The organism is Frankia sp. QA3, from assembly GCF_000262465.1.
GTDB lineage: Bacteria > Actinomycetota > Actinomycetes > Frankiales > Frankiaceae > Frankia.
This window is the reverse complement of record NZ_CM001489.1, coordinates 962,054-977,258: the sequence shown is the minus strand read 5'-3', so window position 1 is coordinate 977,258 and position 15,205 is coordinate 962,054. Positions and strand designations below refer to the sequence as shown.

The following is a 15,205-nucleotide window of genomic DNA, read 5'->3' as shown; positions in this document are numbered from 1 at the left end:
CCCGAACATCGTCGCGGCGCTAACGGCCTCGCTCTCACCATGCCCCGCGTCTTGTGCGGCGGCTGGTCACGTGCGCCCCGGGCGGGATGTTGTCATCTGCCCGGGGTCTTTTTGCATGTCGGGGAACCCATGTACGTCGTGATGCGTTGATATGGGTGGCTGAGCTATTGCTATTGCCATTACTTAGAACGGGTCACGCCAATAAGACGGGCTGCCAATAGCTGGCCGGGCTCGGGGCGTCAACGACCGCCCTTGCCCGTTGACCTGTGTGCCGCCTGGTGTGAACCGGAGTTGGCCCGGGTCCGCCTGGAAGCGGTATCTCCCTATGTCCCAGGGTGTTCCCGACTCTCGTCGTGTTCCTGTTGTTGCTGGTGGTTGTTCTTCTCCGATTCGCCTGACCGGTCATACCGATCATGTTGATCGGAGTTCCGGCGAGGTCCGGCGGGTGTTCTCGTCCGCTGGTCAACCCGGCGGTGTGGTGCATGTGCGGTGTAACAATCGGCGGGAGTCGGTGTGTCCGGCGTGCTCGCAGGTTTACAAGCGTGATGCCCGGCGGATTGTGCTGTCCGGGTTGGCCGGGGGCGGCGGGGTTCCCGACACGGTGGCGGGTCATCCGGCGTTGTTCGTCACGCTGACCGCGCCCAGCTTCGGCCCGGTGCATTCCCGCCGCTCGCCCGGGAAGGACGGGCAGGCGCGGGCGTGCCGGCCCCGGCGGGGCACGTGTCCGCATGGCCGGGCGGCGGGATGTCATGCCCGGCACGGTGACGGGGATCCGCTGCTCGGGTCGCCGTTGTGCGCGGACTGCTTCGACTATCCCGGTGCGGTGGTGTGGAACAGCCTGGTTCCCCGGTTGTGGAAGGCGACCCGGGACGGCGTCGAGTCCGCGGTGGCCCGGTCGGCGGGGCTGACCGTGGCGGGGCTGCGCCGGCAGTTGCGGATCACGTTCGTGAAAGCAGCGGAAATGCAGGCCCGCGGACTGGTTCACCTGCACGCCGTGATCCGGCTCGACGGACAGGCCGAAGATCCCGAGCAGATCACGGCGCCACCCGCGTGGGCGACCACGGACATGGTCGGTGACTGCCTGCGCGGCGTCCTGGCGGACGTGACCGTGCCCGCCCCGGACCCACGCGACCTGGCCGGAACCGGAACGTGGGCGGTGCGCTGGGGTGCGCAGGTCGACATCTCCCCGATCGTCCTGGACCGTTCGACCGACGCCGGCCGGATTGCGAACTACCTGGCGAAGTATCTGACGAAGAGTGTGCAGGCCGGGGGGATGCTCGACCGGCCGGTGCGCAGCCTCGCGCACCTGGAACGGCTACCGCTGAACGCGCACGGGCGGCGGCTGGTCGAGACCTGCTGGCAGCTCGGCGCTGACGAACGGTATGCCGCCGCACTTGATGAGGCGGCCGGACGGCTGCCCGCGCGGACGGTGGGGCTGCTGCGCTGGTCGCATCAGTGGGGCTTCGGAGGTCACTGGCTCACGAAAGCCCGCCGCTACTCCACCACGTTCACGGTCCTGCGCGACGGACGGCGCGTCTGGGCTCGCACGATGATCGCTGCACAGTCCGGGCGGCCTCTTGGTGACGCCTTCGGCCGTGCGGACGGCGATCCGGCGACGGTCACCGTCCGGGCCTGGAGCTACGCCGGCAGGGGCGGCCCGGACAGTCCACCACCACGGGTGGTCGGGTCGGGAAGCGTCCGCGGGGTGCAGCGGTGAACGGGCCGGGAGTACAGCCGTCCCTGTTCGACGATGACGCTCGGGGCGGGAACGACCCGGATCGGCTGGACGCCGGCCGGGACATGAGCACCGAAGGTCCCTGCTCGACACCAGCCCCGGACGTCACGCACGTCCCGCAGCGACCGGAACCGGCGGACGGGTGGGTGGGTGGGTGGGCGGGCCCCGGCCCGATCTGGGGTTGAGGATCATGTGGCGCGGCTGCTCGCGTGGGCCCCGCGGCTGACCGACCGGCAGAAAGCGGATCTTCGGCGGCTGCTGGGTCCTCCGTCCCGGTGGGCATCATGATCGAATGGTGGTGCCTCAACCGAACTGTGAGCTGCTCGACCGTGAGCTCGCCGCCGGCCAACGCCGCGCCGGTGGCCTGACACACCTCGTGGACATCGCGGGCGAGGGCGACCTGCCGGCGCGCCTCCCCGGGCGCGAGGGACAGCCGGTTCCGTAACCAGCCGGCGGTGGCCACCGCCCCCTGACGCAGCGCGAACCCCCGATCCTGCGCCTCGACCAGCAGCCGGCCACGCGCGGGCGCCACCCGCCCGACCAGCCGGCAGACCCCCTCCATCAGCGCCTCCAACTCGCCGTCCGACAGCCGCCAGGTCGCATCCGACAGCAATCCGTCGAGCTGCCCGGCGATCACCGCCAGCCGCGCCGGTGGCGCCGGCCCGTCTCGCGCACCGCCCTCGAAGCTCAGGGATCAACGGTAGGCCAACCCGCGCCCGATGTCGAACCTATGTTCGCCTGCGTTAGCGCGCAGCGCCGTGATCCCGAGTTCGCGCACGGCGGTCACGGCCTCCGTGAGAACGCCGGTTTGGCCGGTCAGGCCGGCGATGATGTCGTCTACGCCACGCATTCCCCCGCGGTCCAGCAGCCGCTTCTCGTTGGTGACCCCTGCGCCCCTCGCGGCGAGGACCGCGTGCGCGTAGTCGGAGGCGGCGAGCGCCAGGAGGCCCGCGCACTGCGCTGCTCGCCCGTGCGGAGCGTGGTTGTGCTCGGCGTACGAGAGCGTCAGCGCCGCACGATCGGACCAGATCCGTGGCGCCGACAGCCGCAGCGCCTCGGGATAGCCGGGCCTGGGCAGCGATCCGACCAGCACCCGGTTGATCGCGAGTTCGCCGACGACGAGATAGCTCGGGATGCCGGCCAGGTGGAACATCAGCGGCTCGCTGTGGAACTCCCCGCGTTCCGCCTTCGCGAGCTGTTCCTCCACCACGTCGAGGTCGCGGTAGTGCACGTCCACGGGCCGACCGGCGATGCGCAGCCAGGCGCCGCCGTTGAAGACCCCGCCGCCCCAGCCACCGACCTCGGACACCTCACCGTCGTAGCCGAGGTCCCGCAGACACTGCGGGTCGAAATCGCCGCGGTAGTAGATCGCAAGGTCCCAGTCACTGTCCGGTCGATGGGCCCCCTGCGCCCGCGACCCGCCAAGCGTCACCGCCTCGACCGTGGGCAGACCGGCCAGCGTTTCGGCGACCTCGGCGAGGAAACGACCGTCGTTCATGACTGTTCGCCGGCCAGCGCACTCAGTCGAGGATGTCGGCGTCGGCCGTGGAGGCGGACGGGCGGCGGTCGACCGGGGCGGGCCCGGCCGCGGATGGGCGGCGGCGCAGCAGGTAGATGTCCATGATCCAGCCTTTGCGGCGGCGGGCGTCGGCGCGGGTGCGGGCGATGGAGCTGCCGACGTCGCCGACCCGGCCGTGCATGAGCATCTCGTCGGGCGTGCCGAGGTAGGCACCCCAGTAGATGTCGACGTCGGGGTCGTCGAGGGTGCGGAAGGTGGTGTCCGCGTCGAGCATGACGACGACGTCGTCGACCCCGGACGGGAACCCCTCGGCCAGGCGCCGGCCGGTGGTGATCTCGACGGGGCCGCCGATGCGGTTGAGCACCAGCCGGTGGCTCGCGGCCAGCGCCTGCACGCTGGTGATCCCGGGGATCACCTCGTAGTCGAACGCCACCCGGCCGCGCGCGGCGACCCGCTCGATGATGCGCAGCGTGCTGTCGTACAGCGACGGGTCGCCCCAGACGAGGAACGCACCGCAGCCGTCCCCGGGCAGCTCGTCTATGATCATCCGCTCGTACAGCTCGGCGCGGCGGTCATGCCAGTCCTCGACCGCGGCGGCGTAGGCGGCCGAGTCCGCGGGATTGCGGTCGCGGCGTGGGTCGCGGGCCTCGACGATCCGGTAGCCGCCCGCGCCGACGTGTCGGTCGAGGATCTCCCGACGCAGCCTGACCAGGTCGTCCTTGGCCGGGCCCTTGTCGAGCACGAAGAACACGTCGGCGCGGCCCAGTGCCTTGACCGCCTGGATCGTGAGCTGGTCGGGATCCCCGGCCCCGATCCCGACCACCAGGATCGTGCGCATGGCCACCGTCCTTCCGCCTGCCCGCCTGCCCGCCTGCCCGCCTGGCCGCCTGGCCGCCATAAACGGTCGTGCCGCTCCAGCGGTTCGCCGCGCGGCCGGTCCCGAAGCCGGGGGCTAGTCCCCCGCCGGCCCGCCGCCGACGGCCGCACCCGCGTCCGCGCCGTCCGGGATGATCTTGCCGGGGTTGAGGTTGCGGCCGGGGTCGATGCCGTCGAACAGGGCCGACAGCAGGCGCACGCCGGCCGGCGAGATGTCGTCGCCGAGCCAGGAGGCGTGCTCGACGCCGACCGCGTGGTGGTGCGACAGGGTGCCCGCGAGGTCGAGGAAGCCCTGCTGGATCGCGGACTTCACCGTGTCGTAGCCCTCGATCGCCGCGAGGGTGACCGGGGATTCGTAGGCGAACGTGAAGTACAGGCAGGCGCCGGAATGGTACGAGTGCGACAGGTGGCACATGATCCAGCCGTCGACGCCGATCTCGGCGAACGCCTTGTTGGCCCGGGCGACCACACCCCGGTAGAGCGGGCCGAGCTGGGACCAGGACGCCGACGTCTCCGACACGTCCGCGACCGCGCCCTGGCCGAGCAGGAAGTCGCGGATGTAGGGGGTGTCGAACTTCTTCTGGTCGTAGAGCTGCCCGGGACCGGTGCCGACGCAGATGCCACCGTGGCGCCCGACGATCTCGCCGACGAGCTTGCGCTGGGCCTTGACGTGCGCCGGCGTCCCCTCGAACCCGATGAACGACAGGCACATCTGGTCCAGGTCGTAGTTGCGGACCCGGCGCAGGTACTGCTTCAGCCCGGCGGAGACCAGCCCCGAGGCGAGCGAGCCCTTCTTACGCGTGGCGAAGGAGAACCGGGTCTCGTTCGCGTCGGACACCCGGGTGACGGTCGGGCTGGCCTCGCTTTCGGCGATCTGGCGCATGGCGACGAGCGCGTCGTCCCAGGTGGGGAAGAAGTAGCCGAGGATGACACGTTCCTCGGGCACCCGGTGGACCTGCACCGTCGCCTCGGTGATGATGCCGAGCCGACCCTCGCTGCCGAGGATCATCTCCCGCACGCTCGGCCCGGTCGACTGGCTCGGCACGGGACGGGTCGCGAGGACGCCCGCGGGGGTGACGACGCGCACCGCCCGGGTGATCTCGGCGATGTCTCCGTACTTGTCGGACTGCATGCCCGACGAGCGGGTGGCGATCCACCCGCCCAGGGTGGAGTGGGAGAAGCTGTCCGGGAAGTGGCCCAGCGTCCAGCCCTGGGCGTTGAGCTGCTCCTCCAGGTGCGGGCCGAGAGCCCCGGCCTGGATGCGGGCGAGCCGGGCGTCGGTGTCGATCTCCAGGACGCGGTCGAGGCGCCCCAGGTCCACGGAGATCACCGGCCGGGTCTCCGCGCGCGGCGCCTCCAGGCTGCCGGAGATGTTGGTGCCGCCGCCGAACGGGATCACCACGGCGTCGGCGTCGAGCGCCGCGGCGAGCACGGCGAGCACCGCCTGTTCCCCGTCCGGGTAGACGACGGCGTCGGGCAGCCGGCCGAGGTCGGCGTTACGGATCCGGACCAGGTCACGCAGGCTCTTGCCGTAGGCGTGCACCACCCGGGCGTGGGCGTCGGTGTGGACGTGCTGCGCGCCGACGGCAGCGACGAGCGCGGCGCGCAGCGGCTGCGGCAGCGTCGGCTCGGGGATCTTCAGGTCCGCGAAGGCCGGCGGCTGCGCGGGCGGACGGGTGATGTCGAGACCGATGTGCGTGCGCACGAACGGCGCCAGGTCGGGCTTGTCGCCGTGGCTGAAGGAGACGCTCTCCTGGCCCCAACCCCACCACTTCATGTGCTCGACCAACGCTGGCTCCTCGACGACGACGGACGTTCGGACGGATTCGGGACGTACCGGCGGACCGGCAGGGACGGGGCGCAGCCCGGCGGCCGGGTCAGGTACCCGCGAGCCGCGCCACGACGGGTGCCAGCGCGGTCAGCGAGTCGAGGGCGACGCCGATGGTGCTGATCCCGAACCGCTCCCGGCGTTCGACGAGATCGTCGACGATCTGGTCGACCGAGCCGCACAGCGCGTGCGGGGTGGCGTATGCCTGTTCGGTGGTCAGCCCGAACCCGGCGGCAAGCTGCTCGACGATCTCGTGGCGGTTGTCGGTGACGATCGCCAGGTGGATGCGCACCTGCAGGGTGAGCTCATCCCACCGGGCGCCGGCGGCCTCGCGGATCCAGCCGATCTTCTCCTCGGTGGCGGCCGTCGTCGCGTTCGGGCCGAGGGAGGCGTCGATCACCCCGCCGACCATGTTCATGTTCAGCCCGATGATGTCGGCCTCCCGCGCGGCCAGCGACAGCAGCCGCCGCCCGCCGCCGCCGATGACGATCGGCGGGTGGGGACGCTGCACCGGCTTCGGCGTGCCGCTGAGCCCCGCCACCTGGTAATGCGTGCCGTGGTAGGTGAGCGGGCCGTCGGCGAACATGCCCTTGATGACGGCGAGGGACTCGGCGAGGCGGCTGATCCGCACCCCCGGTGGGTCCAGCGGCAGGCCGGCGCGCTCGTAGTCCGAGGTCATCCAGCCGGCGCCCAGGCCGAGCTCGAACCGGCCCCCGGACAGCGCGTCGAGGGTGGCCGCCTCCTTCGCGAGCACGACCGGATGCCGATAGTCGTTGCTGAAAACCATCGCGCCGATACGCAACGTGGTCGTGGCGTCGGCCGCGGCCATCAGCGCCGCGATCGGGGCGACCTGCTCGTCGAGGTGGTCGGAGACGGTCAGCGTCGCGTACCCCAGGTCCTCGACCTGCCGGGCGAGGTCCGCCCACGAACGGGCGTCGACCTGCGCGGGCGAGGAACACTGGATGTTGAACCGGAACGGCCGTTTGTACGGCCCGCCGGAGAACTCCGTCACCGCGGCCACTCCTCACTCCCCGACATCACTCGCCGACATCGTCGACGCACCGGCGCTCTCCCGGGCGGCGCTCTCCCGGGCGGCGTTCTCGCGATTCTCGCGGGCGGGAGGATGCCAAGATAGCCCGCCCCGCGTCTGGTGCGCCGCCGTCACCGGCGCGCCCGGCTTCACCCGTCCGCCCGCGTCACCCGTCCGCCCGCGTCACCCGTCCGCCCGCGTCACTGGTCCGCGCGGCGCAGAGCGCGCAGCTCCTCGCCGGCCGCGCGCACCTGCTCCGGACTCGGCGGCGGCTCGCGCAACGCCTGCACGGCCGCCCTGCGGTCCTCGCCGGTCAGCCGGTCGAGATACAGGGTGCCGTCGAGATGGTCGACCTCGTGCTGGAAGCAGCGGGCCAGCAGACCCTCGCCGGCGTACTCCACGGCTTCCCCCGTGGCATCCACCCCGCGGACGCTCGCCCGCAGCGCCCGCGTCGTCGGGAAGTGCAGGCCCGGCACGGACAGGCAGCCCTCCGGGCCGTGCTGGCGCTCGCCGTCGGCGTCCAGCTCCAGCACCGGGTTCACCACCACGCGCGGCACGCGGGGCACTTCTGCGTCGCGCGGGTCGTAGCCGACGTCGAAGACGAACACCCGTAGGCCGACGCCGATCTGCGGGGCGGCCAACCCCACGCCGGGCGCGTCGTACATGGTGTCGATCATGTCTGCGACGAGCCGCGCCAGGGCGGCGTCGAACGTCGTCACGAGCGCGGTCGGGGTGCGCAGCACGGGGTCGCCGACGGTACGGATGGGGAGCACGGCCATGGCGGACACTGTGTCATAAGGCGGCCCACCGCCGTGAGCCCACCGCCGGGCACCGGTCACCCGGCGCCCGGCGTGGCCAGGTCGCCAGCCCTTCGAGCAGCTGTACCCGTCAGGACCCGTCAGGCCGGGCGGGGCCGGCCCGACGGGCGGCCCACGCACCGGTCGATCACGAAGGCGTTTTTCTCATAACCGTTCCGGTGACCGGACCGACGCCTTACCTCCCACGGATTCAGAACTTACTTTCGGGGTGACGGGCTCCCGGCCACCAGACGGTGTCCCACCATCAATGCCTGGCGCAGGCGCGGCCGGCCGGCGGACCCGTCGGTTCGGATTCACCATGGCGGCGACGCGTCCGGATTCCGGCGTGCACGCGCCCCGCGTTTCCGCGTCTCGAGCATTGGCGTCCACCGGATTCCCAGAGCGAGCTTCCCAGACCGGGGCTCCCAGACCAGATTCCCGGACCGAGGCTCCCCGATCGCGGTCACCGACGACCGGGCCTGCGGCGGTCGAAGTTGGCGATGGTCGGGTCCTCGGTCGCGCATCCACCGACTTCAGGAGGAGAAAGCGTGTCCCTCATCAGACGAGTGATGATCATGCTGGCCGTGGCCGTGGCCGCGGCGGTCTCGATGATCGCGATCGGCCCCGGCACCGCCTCCGCGGCCGGCCCGTGTGATCCCCGGCTGGCACCCTACGGACTGATCGGCGAGCGGTGGCACCAGCTCGGCGGCGCCGGCAGCGCCCTGGCCTGTCCGACGACCGGCGAACGCGACGTGTACCTCACCAACGGCGAATGGGCCGGCAAGCGTCAGTACTTCCAGGGCGGGGAGATCACCTGGTCGCCCCGCCAGGGGTCGCGCATGGTGATCGCCGCCTGGGAGAGCGGCGGCTACGCCCACGTGAACTGGGGCCCGACCGATCCCTACCACTACGACCGGTTCCTCGTGCGCTACACCGCCCACGGCAGCACCGTGCAGCGGGAGGTCCGGGGCGGGACCTCCGGCCAGTTCCGCGTCGTCAGGGAGACCACCGGCGGCTACCGGTTCATCATCGAGGGCTGCGACGGCGGCGGCATCGGCGGCTCGAAGTGCCGCCAGGGCTGGACCCTGTCCACCGCGACCTACCGCTAGCCCTGTTCACCGCGGCCTACCGCCAGAGCGTCGACCACGGACGTAGGCCGGTCGCGGTGCGCGCCGGGCACGGCACGGCACGGTGCGGTGCGGTGCGAGAGGACCGCGGGAGGGCCGGGTAGGACGTGAGGGGATGGTTCGGTGCGGCCGGCGGGGCCACCGCGGCAGGCGGGAGCGTCGCCGGCCGGCCGATCGTTGTCCGGAGGTGGACGTCATGCAGGACCGCCGGCCCGCCGGTGCCGCCGGTGCCGCCGAGCGAGACGCCGTCGCCGGCCGGCAGGACCTGGCCGCGGCCGGGATCGCCGAGCTGCGGGCGCTCGGTGAGCGGGTGACCCCGGCGCGCCGGGCGGTGCTGCGGGTCCTCGCCGAGACCAGCGAGCACCTCTCCGTCGACGACGTCCTCGCCCGCGCCGACGCGATCGTCCCGGGGCTGCACCGCACCACCGTCTACCGGGCGGTGGAGACCCTCGGGGACCTCGGCCTGGTCACCCACGTGCATCCCGACCACGGGCCCGCCGTCTACCATCTCGCCTCGTCCCTGACCGGCAGCGGCCACCTGCACGTGCGCTGCCGCCGCTGCGGGGAGATCCGCGACATTCCCGCCGACCTGCTCGACGACGTCGCCGCGCGGCTGGCCCGCCAGATCGGCTTCCGGCTCCAGCCCGATCACGCCGCGCTCACCGGCCTGTGCCGGACCTGCGCCGACGCGGCCGACAGCACGCAGGCCGGGCCCGCGGAACCCCCGGTCGACGACCCACGCTGACCTGGGCTGACTCGCCAGCCCGGGGCCGGCGTAGTCTCACCGAAGAGACATCTGTCCCTTCGTTCGGGACAGCGCTGGTAGGGGCGGTGGCGGTCCGCCATCGCCCGAGGGAGGCCACAAACGATGCCGGTGCAGCCCAGCCCGGTGGTGATGGGCATCGAGACGTCCTGCGACGAGACCGGGGTCGCCCTCGTCCGCGACGGCGTCCTGCTCGGCGAGGCGCTGTCGACGAGCATGGACCAGCACGCCCGCTACGGCGGCGTGGTGCCGGAGATCGCGGCGCGGGCACACGTGCAGGCGCTGGTCCCGTGCGTGCGCGCGGCGCTGTCGTCGGCCGGGCTGACCACGGCCGACATCGGCGCCGTCGCCGTCACCGCGGGCCCCGGCCTCGCCACCGCGCTGCACGTCGGGGTGTCCGCGGCCAAGGCGTACGCCACCGCCCTCGACGTGCCGCTCTACGGCGTGCACCACCTCGCCGGCCACCTCGCCGCGGACCTCGTCGACGGCGAGCCGCTGCCCGACCCGCTCATCGCGCTGATCGTCTCCGGCGGGCACACGTCGCTGCTGCGCGTCGGTGACCTGGCCCGGGACCCGATCGTCCATCTGGGCGACACCCTCGACGACGCCGCCGGCGAGTGCTTCGACAAGGTCGCCCGCGTGCTCGGCCTGCCCTACCCGGGCGGGCCGGCGGTCGACCGCGAGGCGGTCGGCAACGACCCGGCGGCGCTGGCGTTCCCGCGGCCGCTGACCGGCCGCACCGACTCGCCGTACACCTTCTCCTTCTCCGGGCTGAAGACGGCCGTCGCCCGCTGGGTGGAGGCCCATCCCGACTCCACCGTCCCTGCCGGGGACGTGATCGCGTCGTTCCAGGAGGCGGTGGTCGACGTGCTCACCGCCAAGGCGATCCGCGCCTGCCGCGACCACGAGATCGGCGACCTGCTCATCGTCGGCGGCGTCGCGGCGAACAGCCGGCTGCGGGCCCTGGCAGCGCAGCGGTGCGAACGGGCCGGCATCCGGCTGCGGATCCCGGCCCGCAAGCGGTGCACCGACAACGGGGTGATGATCGCCGCACTCGGCGATCTGCTGGTGCGCTCGGGGGCGGCGCCGTCCCGGCCGGACCTCGCGGCGATGCCCGGCGCCTTCCTCGACCAGGCCCAGCTCGGCGTCGCGCACCCGGCGCGCCGCGCCGCCTGACGCCCGCCGCCCCGTCCGACCGCACCCGGGAGACCTCCGACGATGCACCTCGGTCACGACGAACTGCACCCGCCGCACGCGCACGGCGGCGGCGGCCCGGTGCCGCTCGGGCGGGCGCCGCGCATCGGCGTCGGCGGGCCGGTGGGCAGCGGCAAGACGGCGCTCGTCGCCGCGCTGTGCCGCTCCCTGTCGCCGAGCCTGCGCCTCGGCGTCGTCACGAACGACATCTACACGACCGAGGACGCCGACTTCCTGCGCCGCGCCGGGGTGCTGGACCCGCGGCGGATCCGCGCGGTGGAGACCGGCTGCTGCCCGCACACGGCGATCCGCGACGACATCACGGCCAACCTGGACACGGTCGAGGATCTGGAGGCCGACACGGGCCCCCTCGACCTCGTCCTCGTCGAATCCGGCGGCGACAACCTCACCGCGACGTTCAGCTACGGCCTCATCGACCGGCAGATCTTCGTCGTCGATGTGGCCGGCGGCGACAAGGTGCCGCGCAAGGGCGGCCCGGGGGTCACCCTCAGCGACCTGCTGGTCATCAACAAGACGGATCTCGCGCCCCTGGTCGGCGCGGATCTCGGGGTGATGGCCCGCGACGCGGCGGCGGCCCGCGGCAGCCGTCCGGTGCTGTTCACCTCACTGAGCGCCGACCCCGCGGCCGTCGACGTGACAGCCTGGGTGCGGGCCCAGCTCGCCGACCTGTCCCCGCACGGCCCCCGAGGCGCCGCCCCGGCCGCCGCCGGGTAAGCCGAGCGGCCGCGTCACGACCCGCGGCAGCGGCCCCGGTCCGACCGCCGGACCAGCTCGCGTGGCCGGACGCCGGCCGCGGGGCGAGCGCGAGGGGAGCCGCGATGACAGCAGCCGTGCCGGTGCACCGCAGGACGATCGACATCGAGGTCTGCCAGGTCGACGACCTGCTGGTCGCCCAGGCGAGGCTGCGCGACACCCGGCCCTGGCACCCCGACCCGGCCCGGGTGCTGCTGCACGACATGGAGCTCGCCCTGCACGTGCGGACGGCGGACCTGACGATCGTCGCCGTCGAGTCGCGCATGAACGCCTTCCCGCACACCGAGTGCCCGCTGATCAGGCCGAGCTTCGACCGCCTCGTCGGGTTGTCGGTGCGCCGCGGATTCACCCGCGCGCTGCGGGAGACCGTGTCCGGCGTGCACGGCTGCTCGCACCTGCACGAGATCGCCCGCGCCGCCGGCCCCGCCATCATCCAGGCGACGCTGAGCGCCGCCGACGCCCGCCGCCGCGGCCTGACCCCCGGCGCCGAGCCGCCGGACCGGCGCCAGTCCCCCACGGACGCCGAGACGAACGACCGGCGCCGACCCCCGACGGACGTCCACCCGCCGGAGGAACCCGCATCGACGGAGGGACCCGTATCGACGGACGGGCCTGCTTCGACGGACGGCGCAACGCCGAACGGGCCCGGAACCTCGGCGCCCGTGGTGAGCGGGCGACAGGCCGCCGCCCTCACCGGAAGCTGCCACATCTGGGCGCCCGACGGCATCGCCACGCGGAAACTCGCCGCCGGCTGGCGCCCGGGATTCGACCCCTACCCCGCGCCGCCGCTCACCGCGTACGAGCCGAGCTGACCGTCCCCCGACCGGCGGACCATCGGCCGTCCGACCGACATGTCGGGGCGTTTTCCCGCGCCGGAGGCGGCCGCAAGAAAGGAGAAACACGGACTGATTCCCGCGTGTCGCGAGCACGACGAAATGCGGCGGAAACCGGTGGTTGAGCGCAGTCTCACAAGTGTTCCGAACCACCTCCATCCACCTCCACTCACGCGACGCGGGAGACCTCCTCATGGCACTTGTCTGGCCCATTCAGAAGCCCGGTGATGCCGGACTCACCGTGCAGCTCGTGCAGTATCTTCTCGGCGCGCACGACCTGCGCGTCCCGGTTGACGGCGCGTACGGACCGCGGACCGCGGCCGCCGTGCGCGATTTCCAGACCCGGCACCGGCTGACGCCCGACGGGCAGGTCGGCCAGCGGACCTGGCCGGTGCTGATCGTGCCGGTGCGGTCCGGTTCGCGCGGCCAGGCCGTCCACGCCGTGCAGGACGCCTCCCACACGCTCGACCCCCACTACCAGCCGAAGCTGGCGGTGGACGGCGAGTTCGGGCCGCGCACCGTCGCCTGGGTGCGGCACTACCAGGGAGCCCTCCACGCCGTCGTCGACGGGGAGGTCGGCCCCACCACCTGGAACCACCTGGCCAAGGGCGACCGGGCCAGCTGACCGCGCCGCCCAGGCGGCGCCCGGAACCGACCGGCCCCTCGCCCGCGACCGGCAGTTCGCGGGGGCCGGTCGGATCCCCGCCCTCAGACGGTCGCCTGCGGCCGCCGAGCAGGAGAACTGTGGGCGCCTACTCGACGGTCTCGGGCGCGGTGAACACCGAGGCGGGCTGGATCGGCGGCCCGGCCGCAGCGTCGCCGTCGCGGCGGGCCAGACCGTGCAGCAGCAGGCCGGCGAGCTGGGCGTAGGCGTCGGCGTCGGCGAGGCCCGTCTCGCGTTCGATCGTGCCCTGCTGGATGCCGACCATCGCGAGCGTGGCGACCTGGCCGACGAAGCGCGCGTCGACCTCCCGGAAGACGCCCGCGGCCACCCCCTCGGCGACCAGGGTGCGCAGCCTCGCCGCGGCGAAGCTGGTGTTGCGCTCGTAGATGGCGCGGGCCGGCGGGAACGCGGCGAGGTCGGCGCGGAACGCCGCGGAGGCGGGGCGCAGCTCGGCGGCGACCCCGTCGAGATAGCGGCGGAGCCGGTCGGCCGGGTCGGGCGCGCCGCACAGGCTGTCGTCGATCCGCTCGGCGGCGGTACGGAAGAAGTGCACCACGACGGCGACGGCGAGTTGTTCCTTGCTGTGGGCCAGCGTGTACAGCGTCGACTTCGAGCATCGCAGCCGCCCGGCGAGGTCCGCGAGGGTGAACCGGGCGAACCCCTCCGCGAGGAAGATCTCCACGAGGGCGTCGAACAGGTCCGACTGGCGGCTGGTCCTCGGCCCACCAGCCGTCGCGGCCGACCAGGTGTCGACGTCCCAGTTCACCGTCATGATCGATCAATCTACCCCAGCACCGGACAGTACCCAGGTACTCCGTGCGGTACCGTTGGCGTTGCGTCGCACGGCACGCGCCGGACGACTCCCCGTTCCTCGGTGCGATCCCTGGAGGCACGCCATGGCGGCCGAACGCCTACTCCCTTCCTCCGAGGCCGGCGAGCTGATCGACCTCGTCCGCACCATCGGCGAGAAGGAGATCGAGCCCCGGGTCGTCGACGACGAGGCCAGGGCCCACTTCCCCCGCGAGGTCTTTCACATCCTGGGTGACGCCGGGCTGCTCGCCCTGCCCTACCCGGAGGAGTTCGGCGGCGGCGGCCAGCCCTACGAGGTCTACCTGCAGGTGCTGGAGGAGATCGCCTACCGTTCGGCGTCGATCGCCGTCGGGGTGAGCGTGCACAGCCTGAGCTGCTTCCCGCTGGCCTACCACGGCACCGACGACCAGCGCGCCGCCCTGCTCCCCCGGCTGCTGTCCGGCAAGCTGCTCGGCGCCTACTGCCTGTCCGAGCCGCACGCCGGCTCCGACCCGGCGGCGATGACGACGGCCGCCCGCCCCGACCCCGACAGCGGCTACCGGCTGTCCGGGACGAAGGCCTGGGTGACGCACGGCGGCGCCGCCGACTTCTACACCGTGTTCGCCCGCACCTCGACGGACCGCTCCGGCGGCATCTCCTGCTTCCTCGTCGACGCCGGCACCGCCGGGATGGACGTGCACCCCCCCGAGCGCAAGATGGGCCTGACCGCCTCCCCGACGACCCAGATCGGCTTCGACGAGGCACCGGTGCCCGCCGACCGGCTCATCGGCACGCAGGGCAACGGCCTGCGGATCGCGCTGGCGGCCTTGGACGCCGGGCGACTCGGCATCGCCGCCGCCGCCGTGGGCCTCGCCCAGCGCGCCCTCGACGACGCGGTCGCCTACGCCAAGGAGCGCCAGGCGTTCGGCAAGGCGATCATCGACCATCAGGGCCTCGGCTTCCTGCTCGCCGACATGGCCGCGGCCGTCGAGTCGGCCCGGGCGACGACGCTGGCCGCGGCCCGGCGCCGCGACGCCGGCCTGCCCGCCGGCAAGGCCGCGAGCATCGCGAAGCTCGTCGCGACCGACGCGGTCATGAAGGTCACCGAGGACGCCGTCCAGGTCTTCGGCGGCGCCGGCTACACCAAGGACTACCCGGTCGAGCGCTACATGCGCGAGGCCAAGATCATGCAAATCTTCGAGGGAACCAACCAGATCCAGCGCCTGGTGATCAGCCGCCACCTCGCCCGCTCCTGATCAGAGGCTGTTTTCGCAGG

The 15,205-nt window shown here is 72.9% G+C and carries 15 protein-coding genes; 8 read left to right on the top strand and 7 right to left on the bottom strand.

Translation table 11 applies throughout. The features are described from left to right. Nucleotides 1-325: 325 nt before the first annotated feature. A complete protein-coding gene (locus FRAQA3DRAFT_RS03790) occupies nt 326-1,717 on the top strand; it encodes a replication initiator (protein ID WP_232291905.1) in 1,392 nt (463 codons plus the stop codon). Here the strand turns inward: FRAQA3DRAFT_RS03790 and FRAQA3DRAFT_RS36615 are convergent. The 6 genes from FRAQA3DRAFT_RS36615 to def all read right to left on the bottom strand — a co-directional run bounded on the left by FRAQA3DRAFT_RS36615 (nt 1,620) and on the right by def (nt 7,767). Beyond that, entirely contained in the window at nt 1,620-2,297 is a 678-nt protein-coding gene (locus tag FRAQA3DRAFT_RS36615) for a DUF222 domain-containing protein (RefSeq protein ID WP_232292085.1), read from the bottom strand. The two genes, FRAQA3DRAFT_RS03790 and FRAQA3DRAFT_RS36615, sit on opposite strands and share 98 nt — an antisense overlap. Before the next feature lie 132 nt (nt 2,298-2,429). Next, the gene (locus FRAQA3DRAFT_RS03785) at nt 2,430-3,233 is read right to left on the bottom strand and encodes a nucleotidyltransferase domain-containing protein (protein ID WP_009737749.1); all 804 of its coding nucleotides are present in this window, start codon (nt 3,231-3,233) and stop codon (nt 2,430-2,432) included. Nucleotides 3,234-3,255: 22 nt separating this feature from the next. Beyond that, nucleotides 3,256-4,092 (bottom strand): precorrin-6A synthase (deacetylating), encoded by an 837-nt coding sequence (cobF, locus tag FRAQA3DRAFT_RS03780; protein ID WP_009737748.1) that lies wholly within the window; start codon nt 4,090-4,092, stop codon nt 3,256-3,258. 114 nt (nt 4,093-4,206) lie between these two features. Next, nucleotides 4,207-5,919, bottom strand: a complete 1,713-nt coding sequence (locus FRAQA3DRAFT_RS03775; protein WP_009737747.1) for an FAD-binding oxidoreductase — start codon at nt 5,917-5,919, stop codon at nt 4,207-4,209. Nucleotides 5,920-6,007: 88 nt separating this feature from the next. Further along, on the bottom strand, nt 6,008-6,970 hold the full coding sequence (locus tag FRAQA3DRAFT_RS03770; RefSeq protein ID WP_009737746.1) for an LLM class F420-dependent oxidoreductase: 963 nt from the start codon (nt 6,968-6,970) through the stop codon (nt 6,008-6,010). Nucleotides 6,971-7,188: 218 nt separating this feature from the next. Beyond that, entirely contained in the window at nt 7,189-7,767 is a 579-nt protein-coding gene (gene def / locus FRAQA3DRAFT_RS03765) for a peptide deformylase (protein WP_009737745.1), read from the bottom strand. A 566-nt stretch (nt 7,768-8,333) separates the two neighbouring features. Between def and FRAQA3DRAFT_RS03760 the strand changes: the two genes are divergently transcribed. From FRAQA3DRAFT_RS03760 to FRAQA3DRAFT_RS03735, 6 genes are all read left to right on the top strand, one after another. After that, the gene (locus FRAQA3DRAFT_RS03760) at nt 8,334-8,894 is read left to right on the top strand and encodes an LGFP repeat-containing protein (protein ID WP_009737744.1); all 561 of its coding nucleotides are present in this window, start codon (nt 8,334-8,336) and stop codon (nt 8,892-8,894) included. A gap of 214 nt (nt 8,895-9,108) precedes the next feature. Further along, nucleotides 9,109-9,657, top strand: coding sequence for a Fur family transcriptional regulator (locus tag FRAQA3DRAFT_RS03755; RefSeq protein ID WP_009737743.1), 549 nt, complete (start codon nt 9,109-9,111; stop codon nt 9,655-9,657). A gap of 123 nt (nt 9,658-9,780) precedes the next feature. Next, entirely contained in the window at nt 9,781-10,851 is a 1,071-nt protein-coding gene (tsaD, locus tag FRAQA3DRAFT_RS03750; RefSeq protein ID WP_009737742.1) for a tRNA (adenosine(37)-N6)-threonylcarbamoyltransferase complex transferase subunit TsaD, read from the top strand. Between the two features lie 42 nt (nt 10,852-10,893). Continuing rightward, nucleotides 10,894-11,604, top strand: coding sequence for an urease accessory protein UreG (gene ureG / locus FRAQA3DRAFT_RS03745; RefSeq protein WP_009737741.1), 711 nt, complete (start codon nt 10,894-10,896; stop codon nt 11,602-11,604). A 104-nt stretch (nt 11,605-11,708) separates the two neighbouring features. After that, entirely contained in the window at nt 11,709-12,455 is a 747-nt protein-coding gene (locus FRAQA3DRAFT_RS03740) for a DUF2889 domain-containing protein (RefSeq protein WP_009737740.1), read from the top strand. Between the two features lie 214 nt (nt 12,456-12,669). Further along, nucleotides 12,670-13,101 carry a peptidoglycan-binding protein gene (locus FRAQA3DRAFT_RS03735; protein ID WP_009737739.1) on the top strand — a complete coding sequence of 144 codons (432 nt, stop codon included), beginning with the start codon at nt 12,670-12,672 and terminating at the stop codon, nt 13,099-13,101. Between the two features lie 127 nt (nt 13,102-13,228). On the opposite strand, the gene FRAQA3DRAFT_RS03730 is transcribed toward FRAQA3DRAFT_RS03735, so the two are convergent. Continuing rightward, nucleotides 13,229-13,912, bottom strand: a complete 684-nt coding sequence (locus tag FRAQA3DRAFT_RS03730; RefSeq protein ID WP_009737738.1) for a TetR/AcrR family transcriptional regulator — start codon at nt 13,910-13,912, stop codon at nt 13,229-13,231. Nucleotides 13,913-14,036: 124 nt separating this feature from the next. On the opposite strand from FRAQA3DRAFT_RS03730, the gene FRAQA3DRAFT_RS03725 reads away from it, so the two are divergent. Next, nucleotides 14,037-15,185 carry an acyl-CoA dehydrogenase family protein gene (locus FRAQA3DRAFT_RS03725; protein WP_009737737.1) on the top strand — a complete coding sequence of 383 codons (1,149 nt, stop codon included), beginning with the start codon at nt 14,037-14,039 and terminating at the stop codon, nt 15,183-15,185. The last annotated feature ends 20 nt before the right edge of the window (nt 15,186-15,205 follow it).

What these genes read in the sequence shown, in the direction of transcription:
- FRAQA3DRAFT_RS03790 (WP_232291905.1), top strand. Translation starts at nt 326, where the DNA reads ATGTCCCAGGGTGTTCCCGACTCTCGTCGTGTTCCTGTTGTTGCTGGT.
- FRAQA3DRAFT_RS03785 (WP_009737749.1), bottom strand. Translation starts at nt 3,233, where the DNA reads ATGAACGACGGTCGTTTCCTCGCCGAGGTCGCCGAAACGCTGGCCGGT.
- cobF (WP_009737748.1), bottom strand. Translation starts at nt 4,092, where the DNA reads ATGCGCACGATCCTGGTGGTCGGGATCGGGGCCGGGGATCCCGACCAG.
- FRAQA3DRAFT_RS03725 (WP_009737737.1), top strand. Translation starts at nt 14,037, where the DNA reads ATGGCGGCCGAACGCCTACTCCCTTCCTCCGAGGCCGGCGAGCTGATC.
- FRAQA3DRAFT_RS03730 (WP_009737738.1), bottom strand. Translation starts at nt 13,912, where the DNA reads ATGACGGTGAACTGGGACGTCGACACCTGGTCGGCCGCGACGGCTGGT.
- FRAQA3DRAFT_RS03755 (WP_009737743.1), top strand. Translation starts at nt 9,109, where the DNA reads ATGCAGGACCGCCGGCCCGCCGGTGCCGCCGGTGCCGCCGAGCGAGAC.
- tsaD (WP_009737742.1), top strand. Translation starts at nt 9,781, where the DNA reads ATGCCGGTGCAGCCCAGCCCGGTGGTGATGGGCATCGAGACGTCCTGC.
- def (WP_009737745.1), bottom strand. Translation starts at nt 7,767, where the DNA reads ATGGCCGTGCTCCCCATCCGTACCGTCGGCGACCCCGTGCTGCGCACC.
- ureG (WP_009737741.1), top strand. Translation starts at nt 10,894, where the DNA reads ATGCACCTCGGTCACGACGAACTGCACCCGCCGCACGCGCACGGCGGC.
- FRAQA3DRAFT_RS03740 (WP_009737740.1), top strand. Translation starts at nt 11,709, where the DNA reads ATGACAGCAGCCGTGCCGGTGCACCGCAGGACGATCGACATCGAGGTC.
- FRAQA3DRAFT_RS36615 (WP_232292085.1), bottom strand. Translation starts at nt 2,297, where the DNA reads ATGGAGGGGGTCTGCCGGCTGGTCGGGCGGGTGGCGCCCGCGCGTGGC.
- FRAQA3DRAFT_RS03735 (WP_009737739.1), top strand. Translation starts at nt 12,670, where the DNA reads ATGGCACTTGTCTGGCCCATTCAGAAGCCCGGTGATGCCGGACTCACC.